General features: G+C 71.9%; 26 protein-coding genes. 15 read left to right on the top strand and 11 right to left on the bottom strand.

All coding sequences use genetic code 11. From position 1 onward, the window contains the following. Window positions 1-3 precede the first annotated feature (3 nt). Complete coding sequence (locus E0H26_RS17015; RefSeq protein ID WP_131304618.1) at window positions 4-1,059, bottom strand: iron ABC transporter substrate-binding protein; 1,056 nt, start codon at window positions 1,057-1,059, stop codon at window positions 4-6. A gap of 118 nt (window positions 1,060-1,177) precedes the next feature. On the opposite strand from E0H26_RS17015, the gene E0H26_RS17020 reads away from it, so the two are divergent. Beyond that, the gene (locus E0H26_RS17020; RefSeq protein WP_240742220.1) at window positions 1,178-1,759 is read left to right on the top strand and encodes an HhH-GPD-type base excision DNA repair protein; all 582 of its coding nucleotides are present in this window, start codon (window positions 1,178-1,180) and stop codon (window positions 1,757-1,759) included. A gap of 18 nt (window positions 1,760-1,777) precedes the next feature. Here E0H26_RS17020 and E0H26_RS17025 read toward each other — a convergent pair whose 3' ends face one another. Both E0H26_RS17025 and E0H26_RS17030 read right to left on the bottom strand, forming a co-directional pair. After that, window positions 1,778-2,089, bottom strand: coding sequence for a hypothetical protein (locus E0H26_RS17025; RefSeq protein WP_131304620.1), 312 nt, complete (start codon window positions 2,087-2,089; stop codon window positions 1,778-1,780). 2 nt (window positions 2,090-2,091) lie between these two features. Next, the gene (locus tag E0H26_RS17030; protein ID WP_240742221.1) at window positions 2,092-2,391 is read right to left on the bottom strand and encodes a hypothetical protein; all 300 of its coding nucleotides are present in this window, start codon (window positions 2,389-2,391) and stop codon (window positions 2,092-2,094) included. 103 nt (window positions 2,392-2,494) lie between these two features. On the opposite strand from E0H26_RS17030, the gene E0H26_RS17035 reads away from it, so the two are divergent. After that, window positions 2,495-2,851: a DUF3099 domain-containing protein gene (locus E0H26_RS17035; RefSeq protein WP_131304622.1), complete on the top strand. Its 357-nt coding sequence runs from the start codon at window positions 2,495-2,497 to the stop codon at window positions 2,849-2,851. A 12-nt stretch (window positions 2,852-2,863) separates the two neighbouring features. Here E0H26_RS17035 and E0H26_RS17040 read toward each other — a convergent pair whose 3' ends face one another. Next, a complete protein-coding gene (locus E0H26_RS17040) occupies window positions 2,864-3,787 on the bottom strand; it encodes a carbohydrate kinase family protein (protein ID WP_131304697.1) in 924 nt (307 codons plus the stop codon). A gap of 82 nt (window positions 3,788-3,869) precedes the next feature. Next, window positions 3,870-4,805 carry a pseudouridine-5'-phosphate glycosidase gene (locus E0H26_RS17045; RefSeq protein ID WP_131304623.1) on the bottom strand — a complete coding sequence of 312 codons (936 nt, stop codon included), beginning with the start codon at window positions 4,803-4,805 and terminating at the stop codon, window positions 3,870-3,872. Between the two features lie 88 nt (window positions 4,806-4,893). Between E0H26_RS17045 and E0H26_RS17050 the strand changes: the two genes are divergently transcribed. The 3 genes from E0H26_RS17050 to E0H26_RS17060 all read left to right on the top strand — a co-directional run bounded on the left by E0H26_RS17050 (window position 4,894) and on the right by E0H26_RS17060 (window position 7,890). Beyond that, window positions 4,894-5,112 carry a DUF3039 domain-containing protein gene (locus tag E0H26_RS17050; protein ID WP_131304624.1) on the top strand — a complete coding sequence of 73 codons (219 nt, stop codon included), beginning with the start codon at window positions 4,894-4,896 and terminating at the stop codon, window positions 5,110-5,112. A gap of 28 nt (window positions 5,113-5,140) precedes the next feature. Continuing rightward, on the top strand, window positions 5,141-5,785 hold the full coding sequence (locus tag E0H26_RS17055) for a trimeric intracellular cation channel family protein (protein WP_131304625.1): 645 nt from the start codon (window positions 5,141-5,143) through the stop codon (window positions 5,783-5,785). Between the two features lie 377 nt (window positions 5,786-6,162). Continuing rightward, on the top strand, window positions 6,163-7,890 hold the full coding sequence (locus E0H26_RS17060) for a DEAD/DEAH box helicase (RefSeq protein WP_131304626.1): 1,728 nt from the start codon (window positions 6,163-6,165) through the stop codon (window positions 7,888-7,890). Window positions 7,891-8,405: 515 nt separating this feature from the next. On the opposite strand, the gene E0H26_RS17065 is transcribed toward E0H26_RS17060, so the two are convergent. Both E0H26_RS17065 and E0H26_RS17070 read right to left on the bottom strand, forming a co-directional pair. Continuing rightward, window positions 8,406-8,639 (bottom strand): DUF7455 domain-containing protein, encoded by a 234-nt coding sequence (locus tag E0H26_RS17065; protein WP_131304627.1) that lies wholly within the window; start codon window positions 8,637-8,639, stop codon window positions 8,406-8,408. A 243-nt stretch (window positions 8,640-8,882) separates the two neighbouring features. After that, entirely contained in the window at window positions 8,883-10,493 is a 1,611-nt protein-coding gene (locus tag E0H26_RS17070; RefSeq protein WP_131304628.1) for an RNA polymerase sigma factor, read from the bottom strand. A gap of 284 nt (window positions 10,494-10,777) precedes the next feature. Here E0H26_RS17070 and E0H26_RS17075 point away from each other — a divergent pair, with 284 nt between their 5' ends. Next, window positions 10,778-11,596: an inositol monophosphatase family protein gene (locus E0H26_RS17075; RefSeq protein ID WP_131304629.1), complete on the top strand. Its 819-nt coding sequence runs from the start codon at window positions 10,778-10,780 to the stop codon at window positions 11,594-11,596. Window positions 11,597-11,869: 273 nt separating this feature from the next. Here E0H26_RS17075 and E0H26_RS17080 read toward each other — a convergent pair whose 3' ends face one another. Next, the gene (locus E0H26_RS17080; RefSeq protein ID WP_206025182.1) at window positions 11,870-12,385 is read right to left on the bottom strand and encodes a LytR C-terminal domain-containing protein; all 516 of its coding nucleotides are present in this window, start codon (window positions 12,383-12,385) and stop codon (window positions 11,870-11,872) included. 432 nt (window positions 12,386-12,817) lie between these two features. Between E0H26_RS17080 and E0H26_RS17085 the strand changes: the two genes are divergently transcribed. Then, window positions 12,818-13,114, top strand: coding sequence for a DUF4193 domain-containing protein (locus E0H26_RS17085; protein WP_007075406.1), 297 nt, complete (start codon window positions 12,818-12,820; stop codon window positions 13,112-13,114). 207 nt (window positions 13,115-13,321) lie between these two features. After that, window positions 13,322-14,137, top strand: a complete 816-nt coding sequence (locus tag E0H26_RS17090) for a hypothetical protein (RefSeq protein WP_131304631.1) — start codon at window positions 13,322-13,324, stop codon at window positions 14,135-14,137. A gap of 51 nt (window positions 14,138-14,188) precedes the next feature. Here E0H26_RS17090 and E0H26_RS17095 read toward each other — a convergent pair whose 3' ends face one another. Beyond that, entirely contained in the window at window positions 14,189-14,680 is a 492-nt protein-coding gene (locus E0H26_RS17095; RefSeq protein ID WP_131304632.1) for a DUF3093 domain-containing protein, read from the bottom strand. Window positions 14,681-14,765: 85 nt separating this feature from the next. Between E0H26_RS17095 and dut the strand changes: the two genes are divergently transcribed. The 4 genes from dut to E0H26_RS17115 all read left to right on the top strand — a co-directional run bounded on the left by dut (window position 14,766) and on the right by E0H26_RS17115 (window position 17,349). Continuing rightward, a complete protein-coding gene (gene dut / locus E0H26_RS17100; RefSeq protein WP_206025185.1) occupies window positions 14,766-15,296 on the top strand; it encodes a dUTP diphosphatase in 531 nt (176 codons plus the stop codon). Next, window positions 15,293-15,970, top strand: a complete 678-nt coding sequence (locus E0H26_RS17105) for a DUF3710 domain-containing protein (protein ID WP_131304634.1) — start codon at window positions 15,293-15,295, stop codon at window positions 15,968-15,970. The genes dut and E0H26_RS17105 overlap by 4 nt, the downstream gene beginning before the upstream one ends. A 238-nt stretch (window positions 15,971-16,208) precedes the next feature. Then, complete coding sequence (locus E0H26_RS17110; protein WP_131304635.1) at window positions 16,209-16,589, top strand: OB-fold nucleic acid binding domain-containing protein; 381 nt, start codon at window positions 16,209-16,211, stop codon at window positions 16,587-16,589. A 76-nt stretch (window positions 16,590-16,665) separates the two neighbouring features. Continuing rightward, a complete protein-coding gene (locus E0H26_RS17115; RefSeq protein ID WP_131304636.1) occupies window positions 16,666-17,349 on the top strand; it encodes a DUF3159 domain-containing protein in 684 nt (227 codons plus the stop codon). Between the two features lie 40 nt (window positions 17,350-17,389). On the opposite strand, the gene E0H26_RS17120 is transcribed toward E0H26_RS17115, so the two are convergent. Then, window positions 17,390-18,079 carry a potassium channel family protein gene (locus E0H26_RS17120; RefSeq protein WP_206025187.1) on the bottom strand — a complete coding sequence of 230 codons (690 nt, stop codon included), beginning with the start codon at window positions 18,077-18,079 and terminating at the stop codon, window positions 17,390-17,392. A gap of 2 nt (window positions 18,080-18,081) precedes the next feature. After that, a complete protein-coding gene (locus E0H26_RS17125; RefSeq protein ID WP_131304638.1) occupies window positions 18,082-18,744 on the bottom strand; it encodes a potassium channel family protein in 663 nt (220 codons plus the stop codon). 145 nt (window positions 18,745-18,889) lie between these two features. Between E0H26_RS17125 and E0H26_RS17130 the strand changes: the two genes are divergently transcribed. The 3 genes from E0H26_RS17130 to dxs all read left to right on the top strand — a co-directional run bounded on the left by E0H26_RS17130 (window position 18,890) and on the right by dxs (window position 24,295). Beyond that, window positions 18,890-20,968 (top strand): APC family permease, encoded by a 2,079-nt coding sequence (locus tag E0H26_RS17130; RefSeq protein WP_420812856.1) that lies wholly within the window; start codon window positions 18,890-18,892, stop codon window positions 20,966-20,968. After that, the gene (locus E0H26_RS17135; protein ID WP_240742222.1) at window positions 20,965-22,224 is read left to right on the top strand and encodes a class I SAM-dependent RNA methyltransferase; all 1,260 of its coding nucleotides are present in this window, start codon (window positions 20,965-20,967) and stop codon (window positions 22,222-22,224) included. Before E0H26_RS17130 ends, E0H26_RS17135 begins: the two co-directional genes overlap by 4 nt. A 130-nt stretch (window positions 22,225-22,354) precedes the next feature. Further along, window positions 22,355-24,295, top strand: a complete 1,941-nt coding sequence (gene dxs / locus E0H26_RS17140; RefSeq protein WP_131304640.1) for a 1-deoxy-D-xylulose-5-phosphate synthase — start codon at window positions 22,355-22,357, stop codon at window positions 24,293-24,295. Window positions 24,296-24,513: the final 218 nt, after the last annotated feature.

Genomic DNA, 24,513 nt, shown 5'->3' on the forward strand with positions numbered 1-24,513 from the left:
CGGTCAGGGGACCAGCCCCGAGTTCTTGATCGTGGTCACCGTGGCGTCCAGGGTGTCCAGGTCGTTCAGGTCGATCTGCGGCACCGCCAGGTCGGCCAGCGGCGGCACGTACGCGGGACCGTGCACGCCGGCCACCACCGGGTACTCGAAGGTCTGCTCGGCGAAGTACGTCTGGGCCTCGGTGTCGAGCAGGAAGTCCACGAACTTCTGCACGTCCGGGTCGGCGGCGGCACGGTTGAGCACACCGACACCGGCCACGTTGACCAGGGCGCCGGTGTCACCGCCGGGGAAGAAGTGCAGCTTGACCTTTAGCCCGTCCGGGGTGGTGCCCTGCTCCTTGGCGACCTCGCCGAGGTAGTAGTGGTTGACCAGGCCGACCGGAACCAGGCCGCTGTTGACGTCCTCGACGATCTTGACGTTGCCGTCGCGGATCTGCGGGTCGTTGGCCTTCAGCCCGGCCAGGAACTCCTCGGCCTTGGCGTCGCCGTGCTGCACCCGGATGGCGGTGACGAACGCCTGGAACGAGGCGTTGGTCGGCGCCACGCCCACCTTGCCCTTCCACTGCGGGCCGGTCAGGTCGAACACCGACTTCGGCAGTTGGTCGGCCGCGATCAGATCCGGGTTGTACGCCAGCACCCGCGCCCGGGCGCTCACGCCGACCCACTGGCCGTTGCCGGCCCGGTAGGTGTCGGGCACCTTCGCGGTGGTCGCCTCGGACAGCGTGCTGAACATGCCGCGCTTGGCGACGGTGCCCAGCGCACCGGCGTCCTGGGCGAAGAACACGTCGGCCGGGGACTTGTCGCCCTCCTCGACCAGTTGGGCGGCGAGCTGGGCGGTGCTCGCGTAGCGCGGCTTCACGGTGATGCCGGTCTGCTCGGTGAACTTGTCCAGCAGCGGCTTGACCAGCTGCTCGTTGCGCCCGCTGTAGACGGTGATCTGCTTGTCGTCCGGCTTGCCGGGGTCGGTGGCGTCGTCTCCGCCGGACCCGCAGGCGGCCAAGCCGAAGGTGAGCAGGCTGGCGGCGAGCAGCGCAGTGGTGGTACGGCGAGTGACTAGCACGTGTTTCCTTCCTCCCGGTCAGGGCGACCGAGCGAAGTTAGCACAGCCTAACCTCACCTGAGAATCGGAATGCGTGCCGGATCACGTCCGTCCACCGGAAAGGGGCAGGATGGAACCCATGACGCTCGCGTTGCCCATCGACCCGGCGGCCAACCAGCTGCTACTGCACAGTCCGCTGGCCCTGCTGACCGGGATGGTCCTGGACCAACAGGTGTCGATGGAGAAGGCCTTCTCCTCGCCGTACGTGCTGACCCAGCGGCTCGGCCACGACCTGGACGCCCGGGAACTCGCCGGGTACGACCCGGAGGCCCTGGTGGCGCTCTTCGCCCAGCCGCCGGCCCTGCACCGCTTCCCCAAGGCGATGGCGGCCCGGGTGCAGGAGGTGTGCCGGGCGCTGGTCGAGCACTACGACGGCGACGCGGCCCGGCTCTGGGCCGACCCGGCGGACGGCCGGGAGCTGCTCGCCCGGATCGCCGCCCTGCCCGGGTTCGGTCGGCAGAAGGCGCAGATCTTCCTCGCCCTGCTCGGCAAGCGGTTCGGGGTGCAGCCACCCGGGTGGCGGGAGGCGGCGGGCGGTTACGGCGACGCGGACGTCCACCGGTCCGTCGCGGACGTCACCGACGCGGAGTCGCTGCGCCTGGTCCGCGAGTACAAGCAGCAGATGAAGGCGGCGGCGAAGGCGAAGGCCGCCGGCGCCTGACCTGGCCCGGGTGGGTCGTCAGGCGGCGGTCGGCTGGGCCAGCGAGGCGATGGCCCGCCGGACGTCGGCCAGCGAGACGGTGGCCGAGTCGTCCAGGTCGGCGAGGCCGGCCTCGATCCACTGCCGCATCAGGGTGGTCACCCCGATGCCCCGGGCGTCGGCCGCCGCCCGGACCCGCTCGTACGTCTCCAGCGGCAGCCGGACCGAGCGGCTGACCATCGGGGTGTCGGTGTCCGGGACGGGTAGTTCCACGGGTGGGTTCTCGTCGATCAACTCGGCGAGCCGCTCGCCGCCGCTGTGGAACTGCTTGGTCGCGTCGTGACGGTCCATCGTCACCGCCTCCTGGTCTCCGAAGATCTCCGTACGGCCTCGTCGTAGCGCTTGGCCTCGACGTCACTCAACTCGCGGGCGGACAGGACGTCCCAGTCGTTGTCTGCCCCGTCGGCCTCGGCCAGCAGCACGGCGATCCGGCGGCCGTGCGCGGTGGTGGCGTACACCACCATCACGTCGTCGCCGAGGTGACGGATGACCCGCCGGCTGCTGTGCAGCGCCGCCCAGACTTCCCCCGGGGTGACGTCGTAGACCCGCAGGTTGGCCAACGCCTCGTCGGTGAAGCTGAACCTGCTGCCCACGCCGAGAGCGTACCACGTACGTAACACGGGCTTCGGGTCGACGAAGCTCGTCGTTCGGCCGGTCGCGGTGACAGGATGGGGACGATTCCCGAGGAGGTACAGGGTGAAGCGTCAGGCGTACCGACCGATCCTCATCACCGACGCCTCGCGTAGCCAGGACGACCAACTGACCACCCGCCAACGGCGGTACATCATGATGATGGGCGTCCGGGTCGCGTGCGTGATCGTCGGCGCGATCCTGGTCGGCGCCCGAGCACCCCTGCTCTGGCTCTGGCTGCCCCTGGTCGCGCTGGGCATGGTGCTCATCCCCTGGCTGGCCGTGCTGCTGGCCAACGACCGCCCGCCGAAGGAACAGCACCGGCTCGCCAACCGCTTCCGCTCCGAGCCGCCGGCCGAGGCCGCGCCGATGAGCCTCACCGCCGAGGAGCGGCCCCACAAGGTCATCGACGCCGAGCCCTGACCGCCGGCTGACTCAGCCGGCCGGGCGGGCGCCGACCTGGGAGACCGCCGCGCCGCCGAGACCGGCAGCCCGGTCCAGGGCGGCAGACGGCGGCGCCCCGGCCAACCACGCGGCCAGCAGCCCGGCGGCGAAGGCATCGCCCGCTCCGGTCACGTCGATCACCGCCACCCGGCGGGCCGGCGTAGCGGCGATGGTGGCCGTCCGGTCCACCCACGTCGCGCCGGCCGCGCCCTGCTTCACCACCACCCGCCGGGCCGACGCGACCAGCGCCCGCCCCTGGGCCACCGGATCGAGCCCGCCAGCCAGTACGGCCGCCTCGTCGGTGTTCACCAGCAGCAGGTCGACGTCGCGTACCCAGGACAGGAAGGCCGCCGCCCCGGCCGCCCGCAGCGGTGCCGCCGAGGCCGCGTCGACGCTGGTGGTCAGACCCCGCTCGCGGGCAGCGGCCAGCGCACGCAGCCCGGCCGGGCGGGAGTCGGCGTCCAGCAGGGCGTACCCGGACAAATGCAGATGGGTCGCGTCCGGCGCCTGCGCCAGCGCCGCGTCGACATGCTCGGGACGCAGCCGAACGTTGGCCCCACGTTCGGTGACCATGGTGCGTTCGTCGCCGACGGCCAGCACGATCACCGTGCCGGTGGCACAACCGGCGATCCGGGCCACCGCGCAGTCGACACCGGCGGCGGTCAGCTCCGACACCCGGTCCCGCCCCGCGGCATCGTCCCCGACCGCGCCGACCAGGGTCACCGGTACGCCCTGCGCGGCGAGCCAGGAGGCGGTGTTGGCGGCCTGACCGCCCCCGGTGAACTGGATCGCCGCCGCCGTGTCCGAGCCGGGCGCGAGCGGCCCGGCCAGCACCGCCACCACGTCCGTGATCACGTCACCGACCACGACGAGTCGCCCGCGGCCGGCCGGTACGCCACCGTCGGATGCCCCGATGTCGCGCGCCGCAACCCGCCCGCTCACCCCTGCGCCCGGGTTCGCGGCTGCGCGGCTCGCAAAACCGGCTCACTCCTCGCGCTCATGGTGCCGCGTCGGGCTGGCGGGTGGCGGCGGCGACCGCGATCCGGGCGGCGAGGTCGGCGTTGCGCAGGATGATCCGGACGTTGACCGCCAGGCTCGCGCCTTCGGTGGCCGAGTGGAAGTGGGCCAGCAGATACGGCGTCACGGCCTTGCCGGTGACCCCGTCGCGCTCCAGTCGGGCCAGCCCTTCGGCGAGCGTACGGTCGTGCAGTTCCGGGTCGAGTTGCTCGTCGGCGGGCAGTGGATTCGCGACGACCAGGCCGCCGTGTTGGACGCCGTGCCGCTCGCGGGCGGCCAGCACGTCGGCGATCAGCTCCGGCGAGTCGACCGACCAGTCCAGGTCGAAGCCGCCATCGGTGATGAAGAAGCCCGGGAACCGGTGGGTGCGGTAGCCGACGACCGTCACCCCGAGCGTCTCCAGGCGTTCCAGCGTGGCCCCGACGTCGAGGATCGACTTGACTCCGGCACACACCACGGCGATCGGCGTGGCGGCCAGGGCGACCAGGTCGGCCGACTCGTCGAAGGTCTGCGCCGCCTCGCGGTGCACCCCGCCCAGACCTCCGGTGGCGAAGACCCTGATCCCGGCGGCAGCGGCCACCGCACTGGTCGCGGCCACGGTGGTGGCGCCGTCCGCGCCGGTCGCGGCGGCCACCGCGAGATCGCGTACGGAGAGTTTGGCCACGCCGTCCGTGGTCGCCAACCGGGTCAGCTCGGCGTCGGTGAGGCCCACCACCAGCTCACCGGCGACCATGCCGATGGTCGCCGGCACCGCCCCCGCGTCGCGGACAGCCTGTTCGATCTGGCGGGCCACCGTCAGATTGTCCGGTCGGGGTAGCCCGTGCGAGACGATGGTGCTCTCCAGGGCGACCACGGGACGGCGCTCACGCAGCGCTTCGGCCACCTCGGTGCCGTAGCGAAGATGAAAGTTGGTCACAGTCGCCCACCGTACTGCCGCCGCCCTGACCACCTCAGGTGGACCGGGCCACGGTGACCTGCCAGACTTGTCGGTTGGAGGTGCAGACGTGAGTACACAGGTCCTTGAGCGTCCGGAACTGAAGGACGCCGACACCGGTCCGGAGATGTTCCACTACGTCCGGAAAGAAAAGATTGCCGAAAGTGCCGTCATGGGCACTTTCGTCGTGGCGCTGTGCGGGGAGACATTCCCGGTGACGAAGACCCCCAAACCGGGTTCGCCGGTCTGCCCGAAGTGCAAGGAGATCTACGACTCGTACTCCGAGTGAGCCTGCACCGGCCGCGTAACCTGCGGCGGTGACCACCTCCACCGCCCTGCTCCTGGCCGACCTGGCCGGGGTCGCGGTCTTTGCCGCCTCGGGTGCCTCCGCAGCGGTGGCCAAGCGGCTCGACCTGTTCGGCGTCGTCTTCGTCGGTTTCGTCGCCGCCCTCGGCGGTGGGATCGTCCGGGACCTGGTGATCGGCGAGGTCCCGCCGCTGGCGTTCGCCGACTGGCGGTACGCGACCACCGCCGCGGTGACCGCCGGGGCGATCTTCTGGCTGCATCCGCAGTTCGCCCGGCTGCGTACCACCGTGCTGGTGTTGGACGCGGCCGGGCTCGGCCTGTTCACCGTCTCCGGCACCCTCAAGGCCCTCGACGCCCAGGTGCCGCCGGTCGGTGCCTGCCTGATCGGCATGATCACCGCGATCGGCGGCGGGCTCGGCCGGGACCTGCTGACCGGCGAGATTCCGATCGTCCTACGTCGGGAGATCTACGCCGTCGCGGCCCTCGCCGGCTCGATCCTGGTGGTTCTCCTGTACGTCCTGGGGCACACCGGACCGCTCCCGCTCACCGCAGCGGTGCTGCTGGTCTTCGGCGTACGCCTGGTGGCCCTGCGGCGGCGTTGGTCAGCGCCGGTCCCAACGCTGCACCCACCACACCCCACCACCCCCACCAAGTAACCACCCCTCCCAGCCCTTCCCGGCCCCCTCCCTACCCCCCTCCGCCCCGGTGATCAAGAAGTTTGCGTCGGCCGCACCTGGGTTTCGTGACGCAAACTTCTTGATCAACAAGGCGGAGGGTTGGGTGGGCGGCGCGAAGCGCTGGTATCTGCGCGGGGGTGTGGGCGGCGTCGGGTCGGGTCGGGTCGGTAGTGGCGAAGGGCACGCCGGCGAACGGTGTGGCGTCGAGTGGGGGCGGGGGCGGCCGCTGGTTATGCTGAGTCGGCCTTCGCGGCTGTCGTGCGCGGAGGCGTTTTCATGGGGCGGTTACCGTGCCCCTCGGCCCGGTTCGCCGGCCTGCGGCCGGGCCATCGTGCGTATCGGAGAGGAGCCAACGCGTGGCAGCCCGGACGCCGGCGCTCGAGACGTTTCCGCCCCTGCGCGCCTGGCAGCGCAAGGCGTTGGTGGAGTACCTGCGCCGCCGTGGCGAGGATTTCACCGCGGTCGCCACGCCCGGCGCCGGCAAGACCACCTTCGCCCTGCGCATCGCCGCCGAGTTGCTCGCCGACGGCACCGTCGAGGCGGTCACCGTGGTCGCTCCGACCGAGCATCTGAAGACCCAGTGGGCGGACGCGGCAGCCAGGGTCGGCATCCAACTCGACGCCGCGTTCCGCAACGCCGACCTGCACTCCTCGGCCGACTTCCACGGCGCGGTGGTCACCTACGCGCAGGTCGGGATGGCTCCCCAGGTGCACCGGCGGCGCACCATGACCCGGCGGACCCTGGTCATCCTGGACGAGATCCACCACGCGGGCGACTCTCGTACCTGGGGCGACGGGGTGAAGGCCGCCTTCGAGCCCGCCGTACGCCGGCTGATGTTGACCGGTACCCCGTTCCGCTCGGACGACAACCCGATCCCGTTCGTCAGCTACGAACGCGGCGACGACGGCCTGCTGCGTTCGCGGGCCGACTCGGTCTACGGCTACTCCGACGCGCTGCGCGACGGCGTGGTGCGGCCCGTGCTGTTCCTGGCGTACTCCGGGGAGACCCGGTGGCGCACCAACGCCGGTGAGGAGCTGGCGGCCCGGCTGGGCGAGCCGATGACACAGGATCTCGTCGCCCAGGCGTGGCGTACCGCCCTGGACCCGGCCGGCGACTGGATGCCGCAGGTGCTGCGCGCCGCCGACGCCCGACTCGGCGTACTCCGAGAGGCGGGCATGCCCGACGCCGGTGGCCTGGTCATCGCCACCGACCAGCAGGCCGCCCGGTCGTACGCCAAGCTCATCGAGCAGGTCACCGGGGAGAAGGCCGCCGTGGTGCTCTCCGACGACGTGGGCGCTTCGGCCCGGATCGCGACGTTCGCGGCCTCCGAACAACGCTGGCTGGTCGCGGTGCGGATGGTCTCCGAGGGCGTGGACATCCCCCGACTGGCCGTCGGGGTCTACGCGACCAGCGCCAGCACCCCGCTGTACTTCGCCCAGGCCATCGGTCGGTTCGTCCGGGCCCGCCGGCCGGGGGAGACGGCGTCGGTCTTCCTGCCCAGCGTGCCGCACCTGCTCGGGCTGGCCAGCGAGATGGAGACCGAGCGGGACCATGTGCTCGGCAAGCCGAAGGACCGGGAGGGCTTCGACGACGACCTGCTGGAGCGGGCCCAGCGCGACGAACAGGCCAGCGGCGAACTGGAGAAGCGCTTCGCCGCGCTGTCCGCCACCGCCGAGCTGGACCAGGTGATCTTCGACGGTGCCTCGTTCGGTACGGCGGCCCAGGCGGGCACGCCGGAGGAGGAGGAATACCTGGGCCTACCCGGACTGCTCACCTCCGAGCAGGTCGCGGCGCTGCTGTCCAAGCGGCAGGCCGAGCAGTTGGCCGCCCGGCGCCGCCGTGCCGCCGACCGGCAGCCGGAGCCGGCTGCGACGACGGCCCCACCGGCACCGATGAGCGCCGCCCAGCGTCGGGTGGCGCTGCGCCGCCAGCTCAACGCCCTGGTGGCGGCGCGCCACCACCGCACCGGGCAACCCCACGGAAAGATCCACGCCGAACTGCGCCGACTCTGCGGCGGCCCTCCCAGCGCTCAAGCCACCATCGAACAACTAGAAGAACGCATAGCCACCGTCCAAACCCTCTAACCCCCACCCACCCCACCGCGCCCTCCACCCCCACGCGCCCGGCCCTCACGCCTCCGGCGTTCGCGCGCCCGGCCCTCACGCGCCCAGCCTCACGCCGCCGGCCCTCGCGCGTCCGTGCGCCCGGCCTTCACGCCCCCAGCCCTGTGCCCCGCCTCTCACGCCTCCGGCGTTTGCGCGCCCAGCCCTGTGCCCCGGCACTCACGCCTCCGGCGTTGCGCGCCCAGTTCCCGCGCGCCCAGCCCTGTGCCCCGAGGGCCGCGCACCCCCGAGCCCCGCAGGCCCCGGGACGTACGCCGCACGCCTCGCTCCCACGGTTGATCAAGAAGTTTGCGTCGGGCCCACCCGGGTGTCGTGACGCAAACTTCTTGATCAACGGGGCGGGGCGGGGTGGGGCGGGGCGGGGACGGTGGGTGGGGTGGGCGAGGTGGGGTGGGGGTGGGGTTTGGGGTGGGGGTGTGAAAAGCGGCCGGAGACGTCTGGGACGTCTCCGGCCGGCTTATGTCGGGTTGTGGATCTCAGTTGGCAATCAGGTCGGCGCCGCGCCAGGTGAACTCGGGGTCCGTCGCGTACCGCACGGTGATCTTCACGAGATCTTCGGCGTACTTGTTGGCGTGGTGTCCACAGAACACCAGCTCACTGCCACCCGCGAGGGTGATCCGGAGCTTGCCGGCGGCATTGCAGCGGTCGCACCGTTCATCGGCGGCCGGGGGGCTCACCGTCTCGGGCGGCGGCGTGAGGGTCGGGGTCATCGCCTTCCTCCTCTGGTCGTCACCGATGAACACTCTCTTCGGTCTTGGTCACCTATCGTGCAACACCCTTGTCGGGCCTCGCCTTCCCTGTGTGCCCGCGGGGGACCGAGGTCACACATGGCACCGACAGTGTGCCGTGCACCCAGGGTGCCACGTCAACGATCACATTCGTGCAACCACCTGATCACCATCCGGCGTTGACACCAGGTGACCAAAACGACACGATCGGTTGACGGTTGCTGATCAGTCGAGGTAGTCGCGGAGCACCTGGGAACGCGACGGGTGTCGCAGCTTGGACATGGTCTTGGATTCGATCTGCCGGATGCGTTCGCGGGTCACGCCGTAGACCTGACCGATCTCGTCCAGCGTGCGTGGTTGGCCGTCGGTCAGGCCGAAACGCAGGCGTACCACACCCGCCTCACGCTCGGACAACGTCTGGAGCACCTGCTGGAGCTGGTCCTGCAGCAGCGAGAAGGAGACCGCGTCGACCGCCACGACGGCCTCCGAGTCCTCGATGAAGTCACCGAGCTGACTGTCGCCCTCGTCGCCGATGGTCTGGTCGAGTGAGATGGGCTCCCGGGCGTACTGCTGGATCTCCAGCACCTTCTCCGGTGTGATGTCCATCTCCTTGGCCAGTTCCTCCGGGGTGGGCTCACGGCCCAGGTCCTGGAGCAGCTCGCGCTGGATCCGGCCCAGCTTGTTGATCACCTCGACCATGTGTACCGGGATGCGGATGGTGCGGGCCTGGTCGGCCATGGCGCGGGTGATGGCTTGGCGGATCCACCAGGTGGCGTAGGTGGAGAACTTGTAGCCCTTGGTGTAGTCGAATTTTTCGACGGCGCGGATGAGGCCGAGGTTGCCTTCCTGGATCAGGTCGAGGAAGGCCATGCCACGGCCGGTGTACCGCTTGGCGAGCGAGACGACCAGCCGGAGGTTGGCCTCCAGCAGGTGGTTCTTGGCGCGTTCGCCGTCGCGGGAGATCCAGAGCAGGTCGCGCTGCATCTCGCGGACGAGCTTCTCCTCGCCCTCGTCGGCCGCGCGCAGCCGCTCGGCGGCGTAGAGCCCGGCCTCGATCCGCTTGGCCAGCTCGACCTCCTGCTCCGCGTTGAGCAGCGGAACCTTGCCGATCTGCTTGAGGTACGCCCGGACGGAGTCGGCCGAGGCGGTCAGCTCGGCGTCCCGGCGCGCCTGCTTGAGCGCCTCGGACTCCTCGTCGTCCCACTCGAAGTCGTTGTCGGTGGCCGAGCTCGCCGCGTCGGCCTCGGCGGCCTGGGTCAGCTCGGCCGGCTCCTCGACCACCACGTCCTCGATCTCGGCGGCGAGTTCCTCGGGGTCGACGTCGCCCTCGGCGCCCTCTCCCTTGGTGGCCTTGCCGGCCGCCTTGGTGGGCTTCGCCGCGCTCGCGGCGGCCACCGTCGCCTTGGTGGCGCGGGTGGACTTCTTGGCCGGCACGGCAGCCTTGGCGGCCACCTCGGCGGTGGTGTCGGCGGCCTTGCGCGAGGTCGCCTTCCGGGGCGCCGGCGCGGTGGCCTCTTCGGCCGCGGGCGCCTGCTTCGGGGCGGGGGCCGCCGCCTTCTTGGTGGTCTTGGCGGTGGTGGCACGCGACGCCGGGGTCGCGGAGCGGGCGGCGGCGACCCGGCGGCGGGTGCTGGCCGAGCCGTCGACCACCACGGTCACTCCGGCCTCGGAGAGCGCCCGCAGGATCTTCTTGGCCTGGGCCGGAGTCACCTCGGCGGACTCGACGGTGCGCGCGAGCTGGGCCGACGTGAGCTGGCCGCCAGCGCTCTGCGCGTGGGCGATCAGGGTGTCGGTGAGCGAGCGAACGTCGGCGCCGGTCTGGCGGGGTTCTGTCACGAATGACCTTCCGGAGGCGAAGAGCGAGCACGGCCGGATCGTCCGACGCAGCGTGGTACACCGTGCCGGGCGATGTGGTTGAGGAACCCCCGTGTCCCGGGTCGACCGGTCGTTCGGCCGTCCGTGGCGCGTGGGCAGGGGTGAATTGTAACGCCGTCTGCGGCGATCATCCTGCGCCGCACGGCTGATCGGCGGTCGGGACCGCCGAATCGGTGCGCTTGTGGACTTTGTAAGGATGATACCCGCGTGCGACCCGGATGCCCGGCCGTGCGGAAAGGGGACGAATGATGGATCGCCCGGCGGCACCGGAACTGTTGGAGATCGCGATTGAGGTGGCCCGGAACGCCGCCACCACCGCCTACCGAATGCGGGCCGAGGGTGTCTCCGTCACCGCGACCAAGAGCACCGTCACCGACGTGGTGACCGCGGCGGATCGGGCCGTCGAGCGCCAGATCAGCGACGCGCTGCGGCAGCTGCGGCCGGACGACGCCGTACTCGGCGAGGAGTACGGCGCGGCGGAACCCGACAGTGCCGCGCCGGCCCACGTGCGGTGGATCGTGGATCCCATCGACGGCACCGTCAACTACCTGTACGGGCTGGCGCATTCCGCGGTGTCCATCGCCGCCGAGGTCGACGGCGAGGTGGTGGCCGGCGTGGTGCGCAACATCCACACCGGCGAGGAGTGGACCGCCACCGTCGGCGGAGGTGCCTGGCGCGACGGCCGGCGGTTGCGGTGCTCCGCCGAGACCGACCTCGGTCAGACGTTGGTGATCACCGGGTTCGGCTACGACCCGGCCCGCCGCGTCCACCAGGCCCGGGTGGTGGCCGAGCTGATTCCGCAGGTACGGGACATCCGTCGGCTCGGTGCGGCCGCCGTCGACCTCTGCCTGGTGGCCGAGGGCCGGGCCGACGCCTACTACGAGAAGGGGCTGGCCGCCTGGGACCAGGCGGCCGGGGCGCTGGTCGCCGCCGAGGCCGGGCTGCGGGTCGGCGGCCTCGGCGGCCGGGCGCCGGGGCCGGACATGGTCATCGCCGCGCCGCCGGCACTCTTCACCCCGCTGCACGACCGCCTGGTCGAGTTGGACGCCGCCGGCGGCCCCTGATCGCGCCCGGCGGTCGCCGTCGCCGACCGTCCCGCCGACGTCATGGCCATCTTGCGGGCGGGTGGACCTGGTCCTGTGGTTCGCCACACCGTCGAGCGCCGGGTCGAGCGGGCCCCGGCCCGGCACCGGGTCGAGCGGGTCCCGGCCCGGCGCCATCCGGCGGAGGCCAACCGGCCGGACGATCAGCGATCCGACCGGTTGTCCGGCCAGTTCGGTCCGTCCGGTCGGTCGGATAGTCCAGGTCACGGGATTCGAGTGGCCGGGTGGCCCGGGTCAGTTGTCGACCGGCATCGGGCAGGAGCCCGGCGGGGCGACCGGGGCGCCGAGGTCACCGATGGACTGGTTGACCTCGGTGGTGGTGGCCAACTGCTGGAAGTTGTTGCCGAGTACCACGTCGACGATGTCGTCCGGGCGGTCGGCCTTGTACTCCAGCGCGGCGGCGCCCAGGAAGTACGCCCGCAGCAGGTGGGCGGAGCCGACGCCCTTCGGGCCGTAGCGGAGCACCGCCACGCCGTCGATCTGCTTCTTCTCGTTCCCTTCCTTTTCCACCTGGAAGTCGCGGTTACGGAAGTCGTCGCCGACACTGGCGGCCAGCCCGGGACGGTCGGTGCCGTTGAACACCCGGATCTTGACGTCTTTGTGGTCGCGGAGGGTGACGTCGGCGTGCGGCCAGCCTTCGGGACAACCTTCGGCGGCTCCGGCGTTACTCTGGGTGTCCCGGACCATGGCGACCACGACGAAGACCAGGGCGGTCACCGCCAGCATGCCGACGATTACGAGTGCTCGCACTCGCGCAAAGCTCATCAGGGCGCTCCCGGGCAGTGAAGGGTGGCGGCGGCCGCCGACGGTCGGGTGAGTCCCGCCGGCCGTCTGGTACGCCGCTGAGGTTAGCCGTTGTCCGACCGTCGCGTGGAAACAGTCCGACATGCCGGCGCGCCATCCCAGAACCGGGTAGTACTACCCCTATCTTCGTGTCGCCTGAGTCACATTGGGAACAACTTCCCGTGCAGGGGCGTACATCTCAGCCACAAGGGCGGTATACATGCCTCGCCCAAAGGGGGGGTAGGGTTCCGCGCTCGTCGGGAGAATCTCCGGCGGACTGGCCCGAGCGGTCGTCGGGTCGGGTGGCCGACACTAGCGGTGGCCGGCCAGCGGAACCGAAACAGCGTCGTCCGGCGTTACAACCGGAAGCGACAACATCGAAATGGGAGAGTGAAACCGATGGCCACCGACTACGACGCCCCGCGCCGCGACGAGGTCGACCTCGGCGAGGACAGCCTGGAAGAGCTCAAGGCCCGGCGCGTCGACTCGCAGTCGGGCGCCGTGGACGTCGACGAGGCAGAAGTGGCCGAGAGCTTCGAGTTGCCCGGCGCTGACCTGGCCGACGAGGAGCTCACGGTCAAGGTGCTGCCGATGCAGCAGGACGAGTTCCGCTGTGCTCGCTGCTTCCTGGTGCACCACCGCAGCCAACTGGCGGTCGAGCGTAACGGCGAACTGATCTGCCGAGAGTGCGTCTGACCGACCGTACGACACCACGTACAGCGGCGGCTTCCACGGGGAGCCGCCGCTGCCCGGCTCGGCGAGCGCCGCGCCGGCCGACCTGATTGACTCGGGAGGCATGGCCGCCGTGCCGGCGGTCGTGCAGCCGGGAGGTCGGGCAGTGAGCGAGCGAACCATCGGCGCGGTGCGGTGGCGCCACCTGGTGGCGCGGAACGGAGTGCCGGCATGAGCGAGCGAAGCGCTGACGGCGACCAGGGCGCCGGCGACGGTGAACTGGGTACGACGATCGCCGCGCTGACCGCCGACGAGATCGAGCCCGCCAAGCGCCGCCAGTTGCTCGGTCGACTGGTCCGGCAGGCCCGGGCCCGTGGGGTGGGCGGCCTGTTCAAACCGAAGACGGCGCTGCGCTGGATGGTCGACCTGGTCGCCGAGATCGCCCCACACGTGCCGATCCGTGACCTGGCCACCCTGCGCCGGCACTTCCCCGGTCTGGACGACGAGGCGCTGGCCGACCGGCTGGTGCGCAACGCCTCCCGGGCGACCGCGGGTGTCGGTGCGGCCGGTGGAGGGGCCTCCGCGGTCCAGTGGACCGTCACACCGAGCCTGCTCTCCGCGCCGGTGCTGCTCGCGGCCGAGACGGTCGCCGTGGTGGCCATCGAGCTGAAGCTGACCGGGGAACTGCACGAGGTCTACCGGGCGCCGCTGCCGGCCAGCGGTACGCAGCGCGCCGTCGCGCTGGTGCAGGCCTGGGCCAGCCAGCGTGGGGTCAACCCGATGATGCCCGGCGTGGGCGTGGGTGCCGTGCTCGGCACGGCCGCCCGCCGTGAGTTGCGGGACACCCTGCTCAAGCGCTTCGGCCGGAACCTGACCACGCTGGGGCCGCTGCTCACCGGTGCCGCGGTGGCGAGCTACCTGAACCGGCGGGCCACCCGTACCCTGGCCGACCAGCTTCGTACCGACCTGCGCCGGCAGCGGCGCTCCCTGCCCGGCGTACCGCCGCCCACCCTGCCCGGCCCTCCGCCCGCGCTGCCCGGAGCCTGATCGCCGGCCGACGTACGGCAGCCCGGGTCGGTCGAGCAGCCGGTGGGATGGTCAGCGGGCGGCGTCGCGGGCCGCCAGCAGCGCCTCGGCCAGCTCGACCGGGTGGCGGGTGCTGACCACCCAGAACGGGGTGGGGTCGGCCGGATCGTCGAGAACCACCTGAACCGCGCCGGAGACCCACGGCCGTTGGACGACGAAGGCCAGCGGGTCCGCCCCGACGCCGAGCACCTCACGGCGTCCGTCGGCGTCCAGCGCGATGACATCGGCGACGAAGTGCGCCGGCAGTCGAGCGTCGTCGACCCGTAGTTCGCCGTCGGTCACCGCGATCCTGATCCGACCCAGCCAGGCCAGGCCGGCGACCGTGGCCGGCAGCAGCACCGCGAACGGCAGCCAGGCTCGTACGCCGTCCCCGCCCATCCACACCTCCAGGGCGAGCAGGGCGGCGGAGGCCAGCCCGGCGAGCCACAGCCACCAGGGCAGGCGGAGCCGTTCGGCGTACGCCGGGGCAGCCGTGGTGGGGGTACGGGACGGTGACGCGCTCACTCGTGCCAGGGTACGGCGCCCAACCGCCGGGGTACCGGGCAGGATGGCAGGGTCACCCCAGCACGACAGACGAAAGAGGGGAACCGTGACCGACGTGGTGCCCGTGCCGGTTCGGCAGCTCGACCCCGAGCTGCCGCTGCCGGCGTACACCCATCCCGGTGACGCCGGTGCCGATCTGGTGGCGGCCACCGACGTCGAGTTGCCGCCCGGCGGTCGGGCGCTGGTGCCGACCGGCGTGGCGCTCGCGCTGCCCGAGGGATACGTGGGCCTGGTCCACCCCCGATCGGGGCTAGCGGCCAGACTCGGCGTGACGGTGCTCAACGCGCCCGGTACGGTCGACGCCGGCTACCGGGGTGAGATCCTGGTCAACCTGATCAACCATGATCGGGCGGTGCCAGTGAAGATCTCCCGGGGCGACCGGATCGCACAACTCGTTGTGCAACGGGTGGAACGGGCGGCCTTCCAGCCGGTGGCCGAGCTGCCCGCGTCCGGACGGGGTAGCGGCGGGCACGGGTCGACCGGCGGGCACGCCGGTCTCGTACCGCCGCCGGCGACCGACGGCGCGGACGGAAGAGATGGCACGGTGAGTGCGAACAGCGGAGGGTGGACGCAGTGATCTTCTCCCGGAAGCGGGCCACGGGACGGCACGCCCGAGACGAGCGGACCGTCGAGGTGGCCGAGACCGCCGAGGCGGCCTCGGTCGAGCCGGCACGTGGGCCGTACGACGTCACCGAGGCACCCGCTGGGGTGCAGCGACTCGACCTGGGCAGCTTGCAGATCCCGGCGGTGCCCGACGTCGAGGTGCGGGTGCAGGCCGACCAGCAGGGCGTGATCCAGCAGGTCGTCCTGGTGCACGGGCAGAGCGCCCTGCAACTCGGCGTTTTCGCCGCGCCGCGTAGCGAGGGAATCTGGGACGAGGTGCGCGAGGAGATCCGCCAGTCGCTGTTCAACGACGGCGCCGCCGCGCAGGAGGTCGTCGGCGAGTACGGCACCGAGTTGCGTGCCCGGGTGCGGACCGAGGACGGCCTGACCGATCTGCGGTTCGTCGGCGTCGACGGGCCGCGCTGGATGGTCCGCGCGGTGTACCAGGGCGAGGCCGCGAGCACCCCGACGGCGGCCGGGCCGCTGGCCCAGTGCCTGGACGGGCTGGTCGTGGATCGCGGGCTGGAGGCCAAGCCGGTACGTGAGCCGTTGCCGCTGCGGCTGCCGCGCGAGGCGGCCGATCAGGCCGATCAGGCCGGTGACCAGGCCAGCCCGGCGGATGCCGCGCCGGCTCCCGGCGCACGCTGAGGCGGGCCGGTCAGGCGGCCACCGCGCCGCCCCCGGCGTGCTGGGGCAGCGGCGTACGGGGAATTCCCGGGCCGCGCGTCGGCGCCGCCGGGGCGGCTCCCCGCCGCGTCCGGCCGCACCTCGCGAACATCGGGACGGCCCTGCCTGGGGCGTACGCTGGCGGGAGCCGTTCCGAAGTCGTCGCAGCGGCGGGGCGCCGGCGTCAGCCGGCCGGTGTGGAGAGGGTGACGCGGAGGTCATGACCACCGACGAGGGTCGGGGTTCGCTGCGGCGGATGCTGCACCGGCTCACCGCGAGCGAGGCCGAGATCGAGGCCCAGCAACTGCGGCAGGAGAGCGCCCGGTGCGGCGGTGTGCCGGTGACGCAGTGCGCCCGAGGGCAGGTGGTCTCGGTCGCCGGGCGGCTGCGTACCGTCGTCTACACGCCGCGGACCAACCAGCCGGCGCTGGAGGCGGACCTCTACGACGGCAGTGACGTCGTCACGTTGGTCTGGCTCGGCCGGCGGCACATCATCGGCATCGAGCCGGGGCGGCACCTGACCGCGCGGGGGCGGGTCGCGCTGCGGGACGACCGTAAGGTGATCTACAACCCGTACTACGAGTTGGAGCCATCGACGTGAAGCTGCGGGCCGGGCGGATGAGAGACTGTCCGGAATCCCGGGCGCGACAGCCCCGACGGTTTCGGAGAGGCGGGCGATGACCACCGGACAGCATCCGGGCACCCAACCGGACACCGGGCCGGCCGACGAGGAGCGCCTGCCCACCGTCGCCGAGCAGATGGCCGACCAACTCGGCGGCTGGCGGGGGCTGGTGGAGTCCAGCATCCCGGTGGTGGTCTTCGTGGTCGTCAACATCCTCGGCGAGTTGCGGCCGGCGGTGATCGCCTCGGTCGGCGTGGCAGTGCTCATCGGTGCGTTGCGGCTGGCCCAGCGCCGGCCGGTGCGGCACGCCGTCAACGGGCTGTTCGGCATCGCCATCGGTGCCGCCATTGCCTGGCGTACCGGCGAGGCCCGTGACTTCTACCTACCCGGCATCCTCTACGGCATCGGCTACGGGCTGGCCCTGCTGCTCTCCGCGGTGATCCGCCAGCCGCTGGTCGGCTGGCTCTGGTCGGTGTTGGTGGCCAAGGGCAGCTCGGCGTGGCGCGACGACCCGAAACTGGTCCGGACCTTCACCGGGCTGACCGTGCTGTGGGGTGTGGTCTGGCTGGCCAAGGTCGGCGTGCAGGGTGCGCTCTACCTCGCCGAGCAGGACACCGCGCTCGGGGTGGCCCGCCTGGCGTTGGGTTACCCGCCGTACGTCCTGCTGTTGTTGATCACGGTGTGGACGGTACGCCGGGTCACCCGGGAATCCGAGCCGACGCCGCTGCCCGGCGGCTGACCGGCCGATCACCCTGGCCGGTGCCGCCCGGCACCGGCGTTCAGCGTGACTCGCGGGTGCGCTCGACGCTGTCCGGACCGAGCACCACCGCGCGGACCGCGTCCTCCACCTCGGCCGTGCAGACGAAGATCAACTCATCGCCCGCCTCGATCGGGTCGTCCGGGCTGGGCACCAGCACCCGCTTGCCGCGCAGGATCGCCACCAGCGCGGCGTCGCGCGGCAGCGGCACCGAACGCAGCGGCTGCCCGACGTGCGGCGCGGTCGGCGGCAACGTGATCTCGACCAGGTTCGCCTCGCCCTGCCGGAACGTCATCAGCCGGACCAGGTCGCCCACCGTCACGGCCTCCTCGACCAGGGCGGCCATCACGCGCGGCTTGCTGACCGCGACGTCCACGCCCCACTGCTCGGTGAAGAGCCACTCGTTCTCGGCCCGGTTGATCCGGGCGACCACCCGGGGCACCGCGAACTCGGTCTTGGCCAGCAGCGAGACCACCAGGTTGGCCTTGTCGTCGCCGGTGGCCGCGACCACCACGTCGCAGCCGGCCAGGTCGGCCTCCTCCAGGCTGGTCAGCTCGCAGGCGTCGGCGAGCACCCACTGTGCGTCCGGTACCCGTTCCGGCCGCAGCATCCGGGGCTGCCGTTCGATCAGCATCACCTGGTGGCCGTTCTCGATCAGCTCCTGGGCGATCGAGCGGCCCACGTTGCCCGCACCGGCGATGGCGACCCGCATGATCACTGCCCTCCGTCCGGCGCCGCCGCGACCGTGGTGACCGTGGCCACCATGTCGTCGGTGACCAGCATGAAGATCTGGTCACCCTCCTGCACCACGCTGGAGCCGGTGGGCAGCGTGCCGATGCCGAAGCGCATCAGGTAGGCCACCCGGGCCCCGGTGGCCTGCTCCAGGCGGTGCACCCGGTGCCCGATCCAGTCCTTGTGCACCGGCACCTCGATGATCGACACCGTGCTGGTCGGGTCGCGGAAGATCTCCACGTTGCCCTCGGGCAGCAGGTGCCGCAGCATGCGGTCGGCGGTCCAGCGCACGGTCGCCACGGTGGGGATGCCCAGCCGCTCGTAGACCTGGGCCCGGCGCTGGTCGTAGATGCGGGCCGCCACCCGGGACACCCCGAACGTCTCCCGGGCCAGCCGGGCCGAGATGATGTTGGAGTTGTCGCCGCTGGAGACGGCGGCGAAGGCGTCGGCCCGTTCGATGCCGGCCTGGCGGAGCACGTCACCGTCGAAACCGGCCCCGGTGACGGTGGTCCCGGCGAATTCGGGCCGCAGCCGGCGGAACGCGTCGGCATCCTGGTCGATCACCGCCACCGAGTGCCCTCGGGATTCCAGGCTGTGGGCCAGGGTCGAGCCGACCCGGCCACATCCCATGATCACGATATGCACGCCGCCCTCCCAAGGTGCGCTCGTCACCGCGAGCCTGCCACGTCGTGACGTCAGGCGGGGACCGACGCTACTCCGCTCACGTTCGGCGCCCGCACCGACCTCGGTACGGTCCGGGACGACGGGGGTGCGGGGCACGGTCGTACGCTTGACGACCGTGGCCCGAACCCTGCTGAAGCGGCTGCTCGTCGGTCGACCGTTCCGGTCCGACCGGCTCAAGCACACCCTCCTGCCGAAGCGCATCGCCCTGCCCGTCTTCGCCTCGGACGCGCTCTCCAGCGTCGCGTACGCACCGGACGAGATCCTGCTGATGCTCTCCATCGCGGGTGCCTCGGCCTTCGTCTTCTCGCCGTGGGTGGCGCTCGCGGTCGTCGTGGTGATGCTGACCGTGGTGGCCAGCTACCGGCAGAACGTGCACGCCTACCCCTCCGGCGGCGGCGACTACGAGGTGGCCACGGTCAACCTGGGCCCCCGCGCCGGCGTCGGGGTGGCCAGCGCGCTGCTGGTCGACTACGTGCTGACGGTCGCCGTGTCGGTCTCCTCCGGGGTGGCCAACCTCGGCTCGGTGATCCCCTTCGTGGCCACCCACAAGGTGCTGATCGCGGTCAGCGCGGTGGTCCTGCTCACCGCGGTCAACCTGCGCGGGTTGAAGGAGGCGGGCAGCGCCTTCGCCATCCCCACCTACGGCTTCATGATCGTCATCATCGGGATGATCCTCACCGGGCTGGTCCGGATCGTGGTGCTCGGCGAGGACCTGCGCGCCCCCAGCGCCGACCTCGTGATCGCCGCCGAATGGCACGACACCACCGGCTGGGCCATGGCGTTCCTGCTGTTGCGCAGCTTCTCGTCCGGCTGCGCCGCGCTCACCGGCGTGGAGGCGATCTCCAACGGGGTGCCCGCGTTCAAGGCGCCCAAGAGCCGCAACGCCGCGACCACCCTGCTGATGCTCGGCCTGGTAGCGGTCACCATGCTGGTCGGCATCGTCTGGCTGGCCCGGCTCACCGGGTTGCAGTTCGTCGAGGACCCGGGCCACCAGATCGTCTCCGGCCCCGATGGGTACGTGCAGAAGACCGTCACCGCGCAGCTCGGCGAGACGATCTTCGGATCCGGCTCGGTGCTGCTGTTCGTGGTCGTCGGGATGACCGCCACGATCCTGTTCGTGGCCGCCAACACGGCCTTCACCGGCTTCCCGGTCCTCGGCTCGATCCTCGCCCAGGACCGCTACCTGCCCCGGCAGCTGCACACCCGGGGCGACCGGCTGGCCTTCTCCAACGGCATCCTCTTCCTGGCCGCCTTCGCGATCGTGCTGATCGTCGGGTTCCAGGCCGAGGTGACCAAACTGATCCAGCTCTACATCGTTGGCGTCTTCGTCTCGTTCACCCTCTCCCAGGCCGGGATGATCCGGCACTGGAACCGGCACCTGCGTACCGAGCGGGATCCGCAGGTGCGTCGGCGGATGCTCCGGTCCCGGGCGATCAACGCCTTCGGCATGGCGATGACCGGCGCGGTGCTGGTCATCGTGCTGATCACCAAGTTCCTGCTGGGCGCCTGGATCGCCATCGTCGCGATGGGCGTGATCTACCTGCTGATGCTGGCCATCCGCCGGCACTACGACCGGGTCGCCATCGAACTCGCCCCCGACGACGGCCGCCCGGTGCTGCCGGCCCGTAACCACGCGATCGTGCTGGTCAGCAAGCTGCACCAGCCGACCCTGCGGGCCGTGGCGTACGCCCAGGCCACCCGGCCGGACACGCTCACCGCGGTGACCGTGAACGTGGACGACCTCGACACCCGGCAGTTGCAGACCGAATGGGAACGCCGGGACGTGCCGATTCCGCTGACCGTGATCGACTCGCCGTACCGGGAGATCACCCGCCCGATCCTGAACTACGTGTCCAGGGTCCGCCGGGACTCGCCGCGCGACGTGGTCACGGTCTTCATCCCCGAGTACGTTGTCGGGCGCTGGTGGGAGAACCTGTTGCACAACCAGAGCGCCCTGCGGCTGAAGGGCCGGCTGTTGTTCGAGCCGGGTGTGATGGTCACCAGCGTGCCGTGGCAACTCGCCTCGACCGCCACCAAGAACCTCGACCGGATGGACGCCACGTTGGGCCGGGGGCCGGCCCGGGGTCCCCGGGCGGTACCCCGCAGCACCCTCCCACCGAGCGCCCCGCCGGTGGATCCCGCGCCGTCCGGTCCGGGCCGACAGTCGAACGGAGAGACGCGGTGAACCAGGTGAGCCTCCCGGTGGAGGAGCCCGACACGGCCGGTGGGCTGACCGAGGCCGAGCAGGTCGAGTTGACGGTGGCGGCGGTCGCCCCCGGCGGGCACTGCGTGGCCCGGGTGGACGGCCAGGTGGTCTTCGTCCGGCACGCGCTGCCCGGCGAGCGGGTGCTGGCCGAGGTCACCGAGGTACACCGGGCCTTCGTGCGGGCCGACGCGGTACGGGTGCTGGAAGCCGCACCGGACCGGGTCGAGCCACCCTGCCCGTACGCCCGGCCGGGGCGCTGTGGTGGCTGCGACCTGCAACACGTCGCTCCGGAGGCCCAGCTGCGCTGGAAGACCAGCGTGGTGCGCGAGCAGTTGATCCGGCTCGGCGGCCTCGACGAGGCCGGGTGCGACGCGCTGGACGTCCGGGTCGAGGCGCTGCCCGGCGGCCCGCTCGGCTGGCGTTCCCGGGTCCGCTACGCGGTGGACGCGGCGGGCCGGGCGGGGCTGCTCAAGCACCGCTCGCACGAGGTGGTGCCGGTCGACCGTTGCCTGATCGCCCACCCGGCCATCCAGGAGCTGCCGGTGCTCACCTCCCACAGCACCAGTTGGCCGGACGCCGACGCGGTGGAGGCGGTCGCCTCCACCGGCGGCGACGTGACGGTGACCGCTTCGACGGCGGGGCGTACCCGACTGGTCAGCGGCCCTGAGCGGGTCCAGGAGCGGGCCGGTGGCCGGGAGTGGATTCTGCCCGCCGGGTCGTTCTGGCAGGTCCATCCCGCCGCCGCGGACACCCTGGTCGACGCGGTGCTGGAGCTGACCGCTCCGCAGCCGGGGGAGCGGGCCTGGGACCTCTACGGGGGTGCCGGTCTGTTCGCCGCCGCGTTGGCCGACCGGGTCGGTGAGACCGGCCGGGTGACCCTGGTCGAGGCGGCCGGTGACGGCGTCGCGGCGGCCCGGGAGAACCTGCGTGACCTCGCTCAGGTGGAGGTGGTGGCGGCCCGGGTGGAGACGGCGCTGAATCGCCGCCGGATCACCGGCCCGGTCGACGTGGTGGTGCTCGACCCGCCGCGATCGGGTGCCGGAGCGCGGGTGGTGCGCGACCTGGTCGCCACCGGGCCACGGGCCGTGGCGTACGTGGCCTGCGACCCGGCTGCCTTCGCCCGGGACCTGCGGGTCTTCACCGATCTCGGCTGGCGGCTGGCGGCCCTGCGCGGATACGACCTGTTTCCGATGACCCAGCACGTGGAGCTGGTCGGGCTGCTGCTGCCGAGCTGAATGTTGGGAAGGGCCCCTTCCCTGCCGCAGGCGTCACGCAGGGGCCCTTCCCTGCGCTGACCTCCCGCTCAGCTGTCCCGGTGCGGTGACCGGGCTGCGAAGTGCGCGAGGGCCGATAGACTCTGCGGTCATGAGTGTTGATGAGGACACGGCCAACCAGGGCCGACTGCTGGCCAGGGTGCACGGACCGCAAGACGTCAAGCGGATGTCGGGCCCCGAACTGGACATCCTCGCCGCCGAGATTCGTGACTTCCTGGTTGCCAAGGTGTCGCGTACCGGTGGACACATCGGCCCCAACCTGGGCGTGGTGGAACTCACCCTGGCCATGCACCGGGTCTTCGACTCTCCCCGGGACCGGCTGCTCTTCGACACCGGTCACCAGGCGTACGTTCACAAGATCGTCACTGGCCGGCAGGCCGGCTTCGACCAGCTGCGCCAGCGTGGCGGGCTCTCCGGCTACCCCAACCAGGCCGAGAGCGACCACGACATCATCGAGAACTCGCACGCCTCCACCGCCCTGTCGTACGCCGACGGGCTGGCCAAGGCGTACGCGCTGCGCGGTGAGGCGCGCAGCGTGGTCGCCGTGGTCGGCGACGGGGCGCTGACCGGTGGCATGTGCTGGGAGGCGCTGAACAACATCGCCGCCGCCGGCAACCCCCTCGTCATCGTGGTCAACGACAACGGCCGCTCGTACGCGCCGACCATCGGCGGGCTCGCCGACCACCTCTCGACCCTGCGGCTCAACCCCGGTTACGAGAAGGTCCTCGACACGGTCAAGGACGCCCTCGGCTCGACCCCGCTGGTCGGCAAGCCGATGTACGAGGTGCTGCACGCGGTCAAGAAGGGCATCAAGGACGCGGTCGCCCCGCAGGCGATGTTCGAGGACCTCGGCATCAAGTACGTCGGCCCGGTCGACGGGCACGACGTGGCCGCGGTCGAGGCGGCGCTGCGGGCGGCGAAGAACTTCGGCGGCCCGGTGATCGTGCACGCGGTCACCCGCAAGGGCTACGGCTATCGCCCCGCCGAGGAGGACGAGGCGGACTGCTTCCACGGGCCGGGCGCCTTCGACGTCGCCACCGGCAAGGCCACCGCCGCGCCGTCAGTGAAGTGGACGAACGTCTTCGGCGACGAGCTGGTCGCGATCGCCGACGAGCGGCCCGACGTGGTCGGCATCACCGCCGCGATGGCCGAGCCGACCGGCATCGCGAAGCTGGCCCGCAAGTACCCGGAGCGTACCTACGACGTGGGCATCGCCGAGCAGCACGCGGCCACCTCCGCGGCCGGGCTGGCGCTCGGTGGGCTGCACCCGGTGGTGGCGGTTTACGCGACCTTCCTCAACCGGGCCTTCGACCAGGTTCTGCTGGACGTGGCGATGCACAAGCTGCCGGTCACCTTCGTGTTGGACCGGGCCGGCATCACCGGCCCCGACGGGCCGAGCCACTACGGCATCTGGGACATGTCGGTCTTCGGGGTGGTGCCGGGCCTGCGGATGGCGGCCCCCCGTGACGCCGCAACCCTGCGCGAGGAGTTGCGCGAGGCGGTCGCCGTCGACGACGGCCCGACCGTGCTGCGCTACCCGACCGGCGCGGTCGCCGCCGACCTGCCCGCGGTCCGCCGGGTCGGCACGGTCGACGTGCTGGCCGAGTCGGCGCGTACCGACGTGCTGCTGGTCGCGGTGGGTGCCTTCGGCCAGTTGGGCATGGAGGTCGCCGCCCGGGTCGCCGAGCAGGGCTACGGGGTCACCGTGGTGGACCCGCGCTGGGTGCGTCCGATCCCGGCCGAGCTGGTCGAGCTGGCCGCCGGGCACCGCCTGGTGGTCACCGTCGAGGACGGCGTCCGGCTGGGCGGCGTCGGGGACGCCCTCGCCCAGGCCATGCGCGACGCCGGCGTCCAGGTACCACTGCGCGACCTGGGCGTACCGGCCGAGTGGCACCCGCACGGCTCCCGCGCCCAGATCCTCGCCGACCTCGGCCTGACCGCCCAGGACGTCGCCCGCGACGTCACCGGCTGGATCTCCCGCCTGGAAACCCACCCCGCAGACCCCGCCCTCCCTTTCCCCACCCCCAACTAACCCACCCACCCCTACCCCTACCCCTACCCCCCGCCCCACCCCTTCTGCGCGTCGATCTTGCAGTTTTGGTCGCCTATTCGTGGCCTATGCACCCTTCGTCGGGACGGAAAGTGCATGATCGTCGGCGCGGGGCGCGGGGCGCGGGGCGCGGGGCGCGGGGCGCGGGGCGCGGGGCGCGGGGCGCGGGGCGCGGGGCGCGGGGCGCGGGGATTGGAAGC

This window comes from Micromonospora zingiberis, from assembly GCF_004331455.1.
Taxonomy (GTDB): Bacteria; Actinomycetota; Actinomycetes; order Mycobacteriales; family Micromonosporaceae; genus Micromonospora; species Micromonospora zingiberis.

What these genes read in the sequence shown, in the direction of transcription:
- E0H26_RS17075 (WP_131304629.1), top strand. Translation starts at nt 10,778, where the DNA reads ATGATGGATCGCCCGGCGGCACCGGAACTGTTGGAGATCGCGATTGAG.
- E0H26_RS17110 (WP_131304635.1), top strand. Translation starts at nt 16,209, where the DNA reads ATGACCACCGACGAGGGTCGGGGTTCGCTGCGGCGGATGCTGCACCGG.
- E0H26_RS17020 (WP_240742220.1), top strand. Translation starts at nt 1,178, where the DNA reads ATGACGCTCGCGTTGCCCATCGACCCGGCGGCCAACCAGCTGCTACTG.
- E0H26_RS17120 (WP_206025187.1), bottom strand. Translation starts at nt 18,079, where the DNA reads ATGCGGGTCGCCATCGCCGGTGCGGGCAACGTGGGCCGCTCGATCGCC.
- E0H26_RS17065 (WP_131304627.1), bottom strand. Translation starts at nt 8,639, where the DNA reads ATGACCCCGACCCTCACGCCGCCGCCCGAGACGGTGAGCCCCCCGGCC.
- E0H26_RS17090 (WP_131304631.1), top strand. Translation starts at nt 13,322, where the DNA reads ATGAGCGAGCGAAGCGCTGACGGCGACCAGGGCGCCGGCGACGGTGAA.
- dxs (WP_131304640.1), top strand. Translation starts at nt 22,355, where the DNA reads ATGAGTGTTGATGAGGACACGGCCAACCAGGGCCGACTGCTGGCCAGG.
- E0H26_RS17115 (WP_131304636.1), top strand. Translation starts at nt 16,666, where the DNA reads ATGACCACCGGACAGCATCCGGGCACCCAACCGGACACCGGGCCGGCC.
- E0H26_RS17085 (WP_007075406.1), top strand. Translation starts at nt 12,818, where the DNA reads ATGGCCACCGACTACGACGCCCCGCGCCGCGACGAGGTCGACCTCGGC.
- E0H26_RS17025 (WP_131304620.1), bottom strand. Translation starts at nt 2,089, where the DNA reads ATGGACCGTCACGACGCGACCAAGCAGTTCCACAGCGGCGGCGAGCGG.